The 8,798-nt window shown below is 70.7% G+C and carries 8 protein-coding genes; 4 read left to right on the top strand and 4 right to left on the bottom strand.

Translation table 11 applies throughout. From position 1 onward, the window contains the following. Nucleotides 1-246 precede the first annotated feature (246 nt). Both ACFQ4O_RS12430 and ACFQ4O_RS12425 read left to right on the top strand, forming a co-directional pair. Nucleotides 247-1,089: a universal stress protein gene (locus tag ACFQ4O_RS12430; RefSeq protein ID WP_378776010.1), complete on the top strand. Its 843-nt coding sequence runs from the start codon at nt 247-249 to the stop codon at nt 1,087-1,089. A gap of 61 nt (nt 1,090-1,150) precedes the next feature. Continuing rightward, nucleotides 1,151-1,828, top strand: a complete 678-nt coding sequence (locus ACFQ4O_RS12425; RefSeq protein ID WP_378776009.1) for an OmpW/AlkL family protein — start codon at nt 1,151-1,153, stop codon at nt 1,826-1,828. Between the two features lie 187 nt (nt 1,829-2,015). On the opposite strand, the gene ACFQ4O_RS12420 is transcribed toward ACFQ4O_RS12425, so the two are convergent. Then, nucleotides 2,016-3,365 carry an L-serine ammonia-lyase gene (locus tag ACFQ4O_RS12420; protein ID WP_378776008.1) on the bottom strand — a complete coding sequence of 450 codons (1,350 nt, stop codon included), beginning with the start codon at nt 3,363-3,365 and terminating at the stop codon, nt 2,016-2,018. Between the two features lie 363 nt (nt 3,366-3,728). Between ACFQ4O_RS12420 and ACFQ4O_RS12415 the strand changes: the two genes are divergently transcribed. Continuing rightward, nucleotides 3,729-5,015 carry an MFS transporter gene (locus ACFQ4O_RS12415; RefSeq protein WP_378776007.1) on the top strand — a complete coding sequence of 429 codons (1,287 nt, stop codon included), beginning with the start codon at nt 3,729-3,731 and terminating at the stop codon, nt 5,013-5,015. A 33-nt stretch (nt 5,016-5,048) separates the two neighbouring features. After that, nucleotides 5,049-5,396, top strand: a complete 348-nt coding sequence (locus ACFQ4O_RS12410; protein ID WP_378776006.1) for a DMT family protein — start codon at nt 5,049-5,051, stop codon at nt 5,394-5,396. A 57-nt stretch (nt 5,397-5,453) separates the two neighbouring features. On the opposite strand, the gene efeO (ACFQ4O_RS12405) is transcribed toward ACFQ4O_RS12410, so the two are convergent. The 3 genes from efeO (ACFQ4O_RS12405) to efeO (ACFQ4O_RS12395) all read right to left on the bottom strand — a co-directional run. Beyond that, the gene (gene efeO, locus ACFQ4O_RS12405; protein ID WP_378776005.1) at nt 5,454-6,272 is read right to left on the bottom strand and encodes an iron uptake system protein EfeO; all 819 of its coding nucleotides are present in this window, start codon (nt 6,270-6,272) and stop codon (nt 5,454-5,456) included. Nucleotides 6,273-6,343: 71 nt separating this feature from the next. After that, nucleotides 6,344-7,645, bottom strand: coding sequence for an iron uptake transporter deferrochelatase/peroxidase subunit (gene efeB / locus ACFQ4O_RS12400; protein ID WP_378776004.1), 1,302 nt, complete (start codon nt 7,643-7,645; stop codon nt 6,344-6,346). A gap of 5 nt (nt 7,646-7,650) precedes the next feature. Further along, the coding region (gene efeO / locus ACFQ4O_RS12395) for an iron uptake system protein EfeO (protein ID WP_378776003.1) at nt 7,651-8,798 on the bottom strand (1,148 nt) is incomplete at its 5' end.

Here is an 8,798-nt window from a genome sequence, read left to right as displayed (position 1 = left end):
GCTCCACGCCGCCACCCGCCCGTCGAGGTCGAGCGTGGCGAGCGCCAGCGGATCGGGCGCCGCGGTCAGCATCCCGCGGGGGCCTCGGCGGCGCGCCGGACGGGCGGCGCGAGAGGACAAACGAACGGCTTCAGATCGGTTCCCCGCGAAACATGTCTGCGCGTCCTTGTTCTTGACCGAAATCAAGGAGCCCCCGCAAGACCTGCGCCACGGTATGGCCACAGTCGGAACGCGACGGAGGCCAAAATGGCTTACGCATCGAACGGCATACCGGGGCTCGCCAGCGTGCTGGTCCACATGGACCTCGGCCCCTACGCGCCCAGCCGCGCCAAGCTCGCTCTCGCTTTGTCGGACCGTTTCGGCGCCCGACTCACCGGCGCGGCCGCGCAGGCCATGCTCACGCCGGTCTACGGCGACATGACGCCCAACGTGACGGTTTTCGCAGCCGACGAGGAGCGCCGCCGGGTGGAGGAGGACATCGCCGCCGCCAAGCGCGCCTTCGATCAGGCGACGGGGGGCCGCAACGACGTGCGCTGGACCTCGGACATGGCCGATCCCGACCGCCACATCGTGAAGCAGGCGCGCTCGGCGGATCTGATCGTGCTCGGGCGGCGCGCCACCTACGACGTGGCGGACCCGGCGCTCGGCGTCTCCCCCGGCTATGTGGCGCTGGAGGCCGGCCGGCCGATCCTGGTGGTGCCGCCGGAGCGCGAGGAGCTTCTGGCGCGCCGGGTGGTGGTGGCCTGGAAGGACACCCGCGAAGCCCGCCGCGCCGTGCGCGACGCGCTGCCGATCCTGAAGGCCGCGGACGAGGTGCTGGTGGTGGCGGCGGGCGAGAGCCTGCGCGACGAAGGCGCCGAGGACGTCGCCGACCATCTCCGCCTCCACAAGGTGGACGCCCGGCCCATGCTGCGGGCCGGCGAAACGAACTCCATCGCCCAGGAGCTTCTGGACGTGGCCTCCGACTTCGGGGCGGACCTGATCGTCTCCGGCGCCTATGGGCACAGCCGGACACGCGAATGGTTCTTCGGCGGCGCGACCCGCGACCTGCTCGAGACCTCCGGCGTCTGCCTTCTGATGTCGCACTGAACCGACCCTGCGCCGCCGCGCCCTTGCGGCGGCCGATCGTCCTTACGGGGAGTTTCCTGAAATGACCGCTCTGAGAGCCGCGGCGCTCGTCTTCGCCGCCTCCGCCGCCCTTGCGCCGGCCGCCTTCGCCGCGGACGCGCCCATCGACCAGCCGCCCGCGGCCGTGTCGGTTCCGGCGGAGACCACCGGCTTCCTGCTGCGCGCCCGCGCCATCGCCGTGCTGCCGAACTCGTCGGCGAAGTTCAACACGCCGGGCAGCGCCCACGTGTCGAGCCGGGTGATGCCGGAGGTGGATCTCAGCTACTTCTTCACGCCGAACTTCGCCGTGGAGACCATCTGCTGCGTCAGCACCCACGCCATCAAGGGGCGCGGCGCGCTGAAGGGCGTGAACGTGGGCGACACGTGGGTTCTGCCGGCGACGGTGATGGCCCAGTACCACTTCACCAATTTCGGGCAGTTCAAGCCTTACGTGGGCGTGGGCCTGAACTACTCGATCTTCTTCGGCGAAGACGCCGCCGGCGGCGTGGTGCGCAAGGTGAAGCTCAAGAACTCGGTCGGCCCCGCCGCCCAGGTCGGCTTCGACTACATGATCGACGAGCACTGGGGCGTGAACTTCGACGTGAAGTACATCCACATGCGCCCGAAGATCGACATCGCGACCGCAGGCGGCGGGTCGATCCGCGGCAAGGCCAAGATCAACCCCTGGGTGCTCGGCGCCGGCGTGACCTACCGGTTCTGAGGGTTCTCCGGTAGGCGACGAGGCCCGCCGCTCCGCTCCTCCAGGCGGACCGGCGGGCCTTCGCGTTTTCGGGGGCGCGCGAGCTGGAGCGCGGGTGGCGCGGGTGTTGGACGGCGGGAGTGGGAGCGGCGCCACGCACAGGCGAGCTGCGCCGCCATCTCCAAACGCGCCGACGACGGCCGCGACGTCAGCAGGCGGCGACGTTGACGGCGAGGCCGCCCTGCGAGGTTTCCTTGTACTTCGCCTGCATGTCCGCGCCGGTCTGGCGCATGGTCTCGATCACCTCGTCGAGGGTGACGCGGTGCACGCCGTCGCCCCGGAGCGAGAGCGAGGCGGCGACGATGGCCTTGTTGGCGCCGAAGGCGTTGCGCTCGATGCAGGGAATCTGGACCAGCCCGCCGATCGGGTCGCAGGTCATGCCGAGATGGTGCTCCATGGCGATCTCGGCGGCGTTCTCGATCTGCTCGGGCGTGCCGCCGAGCGCGGCGGTGAGGCCGGCCGCGGCCATGGCGGCGGCGGAGCCCACCTCGCCCTGGCAGCCCACCTCCGCGCCCGAGATCGAGGCCCGGCGCTTGATCAGCCCGCCGATCGCGGCCGCCGTGAGCAGGAACTCCCGGCCACGCTCGGGCGACCAGCCGGGGCAGAAGTCGCGGCAGTAGCGCAGCACCGCCGGCACGATGCCCGCCGCGCCGTTGGTGGGCGCCGTCACCACCCGCCCGCCGGCCGCGTTCTCCTCGTTCACGGCGAGCGCGTAGAGGCTGACCCAATCCACGATCTCGTGCGGGGGACGGCTGTTGACGGAGGAGCGCTGCTCCAGCGTCTCGCGCAGCTTCTTGGCGCGGCGGCGCACCTTCAGCCCGCCGGGCAGCACGCCGTCCTGCCGCACGCCGCGATCGATGCAGTCGAACATGGCGGCCGCGACCGCGTCGAGCCCGGTCTCCACCTCGGAGCGGCTGCGCCGGGCGAGCTCGTTGCCGAACTGCAGCTCGGCCATGGTGCGGCCGCTTTCGGCGCAGAGCCGCAGCAGTTCCGCCCCGCTCTCGAACGGCAGCGGATAGGCCACGTCCTCGTCCGCCTGCTCCTCGCCCGTCGCCACGAACCCGCCGCCGATGGAATAGCGCACCTGCTCGTCCAGCAGGACGCCCGCCCGGTCGTAGGCCCGGAAGCGCATGCCGTTGGTGTGGAACGGCAGCAGCTCCTTGAACTCGAAGATCACATCCCGGTCGGGATCGAACGTCACATGGGAGAGCGCGCCGTCGAGCCGCCGCGTCTCGCGCAGCGCGGCGACGTAATCCGCCATCTTGTCGGGGTCGACCGTCGCCGGCTCGTGGCCCAGCATGCCGAGGCAGAGCGCGAGATCGGTGCCGTGGCCTTTGCCCGTCCAGGCGAGCGAGCCGAAGATCTCGATCTCCACATGGGCCACGCCGTTCAGCAGCGCCACATGGTCCCGGAACGCCCGCGCCGCCGTCATGGGCCCCACGGTGTGCGAACTCGACGGGCCGACGCCGATCTTGAAGAGGTCGAAGGCGCTGATCATGAACGGCTTTCGTGGACGCCCGCCGGCGGCGGACGCTCTATCCTAAAGTCGAATCCGGCGTCGCGTCGAGCGCTGCGCCGCGCCTCTCGAATCGGGCATGCCGCGCCGCGGCGCCATATCCCCGAAGGAAGAGGGATGGTCGAGCGTTCATATGGCGCCCCACCTTACGCGCCCGCGACGCCTCACGTTCTCGCACATGCGAAGGCGTGGAACCCCATCAAAATCGCGCTTCGGCCGCCTCTCGTTCGCAGATGCAAACTCTCACCTGACCACCGGGAACCATCCGCGAAACCGTCCGTTTACGTGCTCGTGATCGCAGCGTGATCGAGGGGGCAGCGCATGAGCGGCGGGTCGGACACCGAAATGGGCGCAGAACGTCAGCCGTCGCGGGGCGCCTTGCGCGGGCTCGACGCGCTGAACTTCTTTCTCGCCGACGTGCGGGACGGGCTCGGGCCCTATCTCGCGATCTATCTTCTCGCCGCGCGCGGGCCGGATCAGGGCTGGAACGAGGCCACGGTTGGCTTCGTCATGACGCTCGCGGGCGTCGCCGGGCTGCTGGCGCAGACGCCCGCCGGCGCGCTGATCGACCGTTTCCGCAGCACCAAGCTTGTGGTGCTGATCGCAGCCGCCGCCGTCACGATCAGCTGTCTGACGCTGCCCTTCGTCTCGAGCTTCGCGCTGGTGGCGATCACCCAGTCGCTCGCGGGCGCCGCCGGCGCCGTGTTCGCGCCCGCCATCGCCGCCATCACGCTGGGCGTCGTTGGGCCAAAACTGTTCGCCCGGCGCATCGGCCGCAACGAGGCCTTCAACCACGCCGGCAACGCCACCTCCGCGGCGCTTGCGGGCGGGCTCGCCTATCTGTTCGGCCCGGTGGTGGTGTTCTGGCTGATGGCGGGCGCGGCCGTGCTCAGCATCGGCGCGATGATGATGGTGCCGTCGAAGGAGATCGACCACGATCTCGCCCGCGGGCTGGACAAGCAGGGAGGCGAGGAGAGCCACGGCCCCTCGGGCCTCTCCGCGATCCTGCAGAACCGGGCGCTGCTGCTGTTCGCGGTGCTCGCCGCGGTGTTCCACCTCTCCAACGCCGCCATGCTGCCGACGGTCGGACAGTTGCTGACCAAGGTGGTCGGCGACAGCTACGCCACCTCGCTCATCGCCATGTGCATCGTGGCGGCGCAGCTGGTGATGATCCCGGTCGCGGCGATCGCGGGCGCCAAGGCCGACCATTGGGGCCGCAAGCCGATCTTCCTCACGGCCTTCGGCGTGCTGGCCGTGCGCGGCGCGCTCTATCCGTTCTCGGACGATCCGTACTGGCTGGTGGCCGTGCAGCTTCTGGACGGCGTCGGCGCCGGCGTCTACGGCGCGCTGTTCCCGATCATCGTGGCGGATCTCACCCGCGGAACCGGACGGTTCAACGTGGCGCAGGGGGCGATCGCGACCGCGCAGGGTCTCGGCGCCGCCGTCAGCGCGTCGGTCGCGGGCCTCGTGATCGTGTCGGCGGGCTATTCGGCGGCGTTCTTCACGCTCGCCTCGATCGCGGCTGTCGGCTTCGTGATTTATCTCGTGGCCATGCCCGAGACTTACGGCTATGAGCCGCCGGTCAGCGAGGATGGCCCCACGGGCGCGGCGCAACCCGCCACGGGCCTGTGACCTCCCGCTTCCGCGCATGGATGGCTTAAGCCGATGAATCTGTCGCTGTTCACAACGCCCGCGCTGCTCGTGGTGTCGAACGTCTTCATGACGTTCGCCTGGTACGGCCACCTCAAGCACAAGGATCAGGCGCTCTGGGTCGTGATCCTTGTGAGCTGGCTGATCGCCTTCGTGGAATACTGCTTCGCCGTGCCCGCCAACCGCTACGGCAGCGAGGTCTACACCCCCGCCCAGCTCAAGGCGATGCAGGAGGCGATCACGCTGATCGTGTTCGCCGGCTTCTCGGTGATGTATCTCGGCGAGCGCTTCACGCTGAACCACGCCATCGGCTTCGCGCTGATCGCGATCGGCGCGACCTTCGTGTTCCGCGCGGGCTCCTGACGTTTCGGCCGTCGCCGCCACGCGACCGGGCGTGGCGGCGACAGCGTTGATCCCCGCTTAGTCCAGGCCGAGCTTGCCGCGCAGCTTGGAGAGGTCTTCCGCCAGCGTGTTCACGGCGGCGGAGAGCGTCTTGCGGTCGCCGTCCGTCAGCTTCTCATAGGACACATAGCCCTCGCCCTGCTTGTACTTGGACAGGATCGTGTCGATGCGCTCGAAGTTGGCGTCCACGGTCTTGAGGAAGGTCGCCTCCTTTTTTTCGATCAGGGGGCGGACCAGTTCGACGATCTTGCGGGAGCCGTCGAAATTGGCGCGGAAGTCCCAGAGATCGGTGCGGCTGTAGCGGTCTTCCTCGCCGGAGATCTTGGTGGCGGCCACCTCCTCCATCAGCGCGGCGGCGCCGCCGACCACCTTCTCCGGCGGGAAGGTGAGATCGGCGATGCTGGCGCGCAGCGCCTTCACGTCGGCGAGCAGCTTGTCGGCCACCGGCGCCAGACCCTCGGTCGAGTTCTTCACCCACAGGCCGTATTCGATGCGGTGAAAGCCGATGAAGTCGGGATTGGCCTCGCCGCCCTCGTGGTCGTCGGCGCGGGAGTCGATCGAGGCGTCGAGGTCGCCGAACAGCTCGGCGATCGGCTCGATCGCCTCGTAGCTGGTGCGCGACGGGGCGAACAGCGCCTTGGCCTTCTCCACGTCGCCGGCCTTGACCGCGCTGGTGAAGGCGGTCACGTCGGCCTCCAGCTTCTCGGTCTTCTCGGTCACGTAGACCTTGTATTCGGCGAGCGGCTCGACGAGGTCGAGCGCGGCGTCGCGGGCGAAGGCGCCGGACGCCAGGACCAGCGCGAGGCCGGCGGCCGTCAGGGAATGCGTCAGCTTCATCGGATCGCTCCAGGTGCGAAGATCGCGGCCGGCCCCGCCGGACGCGCGCGGAAGGGGGAGACGGCCGGCGCTCACCCCGCGCGGCTCGCGCGGGCGGCGGCGATGAGCGCGCGGCCGTAAGGGTCGGACGGAGTCGGGACGCCGGGCAGGACGTAGAAATAGCCGCCGCCCACCGGCTTGACGTATTCCTCCAGCGGCTCGCCATCGAGCCGGCGCTGGACGGCGATGAAGCCTGCGTCCAAATCCGCCTGATAGCAGATGAACAGCAGGCCCTGATCGAGCTGGCCGGACTTCGTGACGCCGTTCGAATAGTTGAACGGCCGCCTCAGGATCAGGTTGGCGTCTGACTTGCCGTCGCGGGGATTTGCGAGACGGATGTGGGAGGTGAGCGGCGTCAGCCGGCCGTCCGTGTCGCGGTCGTAATCGGGCGCGACGAACTCGCTCGCCGAGAGCTTGTCCAGCGGCGCGCCGCTCATCTTGGCGCGGCCCATGATGCGCTCCTGCTCGGCGAGCGGCGTCCGGTCCCAGCGCTCCACGAAGTTGCGGATGATCCGCACCGCCTGGTAGCTGCCGCCGGCGGCCCAGTCCGGCTCGCCATGAGCGTCGCCGACCCACACCACCCGGTCCATCAGCGTCTCGTCGTGGGAGTCCGGATTGGCGGAGCCGTCCCGGAAGCCGAGGAAGTTGCGCGCGCTCTCCGCCGCGCCGTCCGGCCCCGGCGCGATCACCGGCACGGCGCCCTCCTGCTTCCAGCTCAGGATGAGCTGGTCGGGGATCGACTTGATGATGTCCCGCAGCGCGTGGATCGTGGCGTCCTGCGAGTTGGCGCAGATCTGCAGCGCGAGATCGCCGTGGCAGAGGTCGGCGTTGAGCGCGTCGTTCGGAAAGCGCGTCATGCGCGTCAGCCGCTTCGGCTTCAGCGGCGCAAGCCACGGCCGGTCGTCGAACAGCGACGCGCCGAGCGAGACGGTGATGGTGAGCCCGTCCGGCTTCGCCACCGGGCCGAGCAGCCCCGAATCCGCCGGCGGCAGCTTCGGGTCGAGCTCCGGCACCGGCCCGCCCGCGGTCAGGAACGCCGCCCGCTCCGTCAGGCGGCGGAACAGGGCCTCCAGCGCGTCCACGTCGTCCGCCACCACCGCGAAGCTCGCCACCATGCCGTGCGCCGGCCGGGGCGTGACCACGCCCGCCTGCCGCGCCCCGTGGAAGGGCGTGCGGTCCTCCTGCGAGGCGCGGTTGGCGAGCGGCGCGTCGGTGACGTGCGGCTCCGCCCTCGCGGCCGACGCCGCGAAGGGACAGGCCGCGACCAGCCCGCCGACGCCCAGCCCGCCGACGCTCTTGAGCAGCGCTCGCCGGCTGTGTCCCCGATCCGACATCCCGTTCACTCCAGCCCGAGCGCGGCATTGGCCGCCCGGAGCGCGTCCGACAGCGCGCCGAAGCGTTCCGCGAGCGATGCGCGCGCCGGGTCGTCGCGGCCGGCGTTCGGAGCCAGCGCGCCGATCGCCGCGCGCGTCTCCGCGAAGCGCTGGTCGAGCGCGGCGGCCATCTCCGGCGACGCCTCCTTCAGCAGCGGCTGCAGCAGGCCTGCGGCCTTCGCCATGCCGTCGAGTTCGGCGCCGAACTCCGCCGCGTCGCTCTTCGCATAGGGCGCGAGGCCGTGGACCGCCGCGCCGTCCGCCAGCAGCCGGGCCTGCCGCGCGGAGGCGCCGAACAAGTCGTCCGGCGCGAGCTTCAGTTCGCGCAGCCGGGTCTTCAGCGTCGCGGCGTCCTCCGCAAGCTGGGCCGCGACCGGGGTCAGGCCCTCGACCGAGCCTTTGGCGAACAGCCCGTGTTCGATGCGCGGCAGCCCCCGGAAGGCGGGATCGGCCTCGCGAGCGGCCAGATAGTCGGCGGCGCCGTCGAGCGCGTTTTTCAGGTCCGCGAAGCGCGCCACCACGGGATCGAGCCGCCGATAGGCCGCCCTTGCCTCCGCAAAGCGCGCCCTGGCGGCGTCGAGATCGCCCGCCGCGATCGCGTCTCGCAGCTTGGCCACTCCGGCGACGAAGGCGGAGGACTGCAGCGCCAGCGTGACCTTGTGCTCCGAGAGCGGGCCGATGAACGCCGTGATCGGCGGCCGCTTGCGCGCCTCCTCGGAGGCGGCCGAAGGGGTGACGGTCAGGGTTCCGCGCGGGTTCGACAGCAGCCCGCAGGTGATCTGATACGCGCCGGGCTTCAGCTTCGCGGTCAGGCGCGCGCTGAAGCCCGGCGGAATGTTCTCCCGCTCCTCCACCACCATCACGCCGTCGAGGATCTCCCATTCAAGCGTGCGGTCGGAGGCGTTGCGGATGTCGAACACGGTGCGGCCCGCGGGCAGGGTGAGATCGTTGGGATCGCAGCGGCCGTCGCGCACCGTCACGCGGACGGTTTCGTCCCCGGACGCAGGCCCCGCGCCGCGCTGGATGGCGTAAGCGAACAGGCCGGCGGCGCCGAGCCCGAGCAGGCCCGCGCCCGCAAGGCCGAGACGAAGCGCGCGGCGCGACGGCGCGGGCG

This window comes from Methylopila musalis, assembly GCF_042679725.1.
Taxonomy (GTDB): Bacteria; Pseudomonadota; Alphaproteobacteria; order Rhizobiales; family Methylopilaceae; genus Methylopila; species Methylopila musalis.
This window is presented reverse-complemented; position numbering and strand designations above follow the sequence as displayed.

Coding starts and splice junctions, on each gene's coding strand:
- ACFQ4O_RS12430 (WP_378776010.1), top strand. CDS start 247: ATGGCTTACGCATCGAACGGCATACCGGGGCTCGCCAGCGTGCTGGTC.
- ACFQ4O_RS12425 (WP_378776009.1), top strand. CDS start 1,151: ATGACCGCTCTGAGAGCCGCGGCGCTCGTCTTCGCCGCCTCCGCCGCC.
- ACFQ4O_RS12420 (WP_378776008.1), bottom strand. CDS start 3,365: ATGATCAGCGCCTTCGACCTCTTCAAGATCGGCGTCGGCCCGTCGAGT.
- ACFQ4O_RS12415 (WP_378776007.1), top strand. CDS start 3,729: ATGGGCGCAGAACGTCAGCCGTCGCGGGGCGCCTTGCGCGGGCTCGAC.
- ACFQ4O_RS12410 (WP_378776006.1), top strand. CDS start 5,049: ATGAATCTGTCGCTGTTCACAACGCCCGCGCTGCTCGTGGTGTCGAAC.
- efeO (WP_378776005.1), bottom strand. CDS start 6,272: ATGAAGCTGACGCATTCCCTGACGGCCGCCGGCCTCGCGCTGGTCCTG.
- efeB (WP_378776004.1), bottom strand. CDS start 7,645: ATGTCGGATCGGGGACACAGCCGGCGAGCGCTGCTCAAGAGCGTCGGC.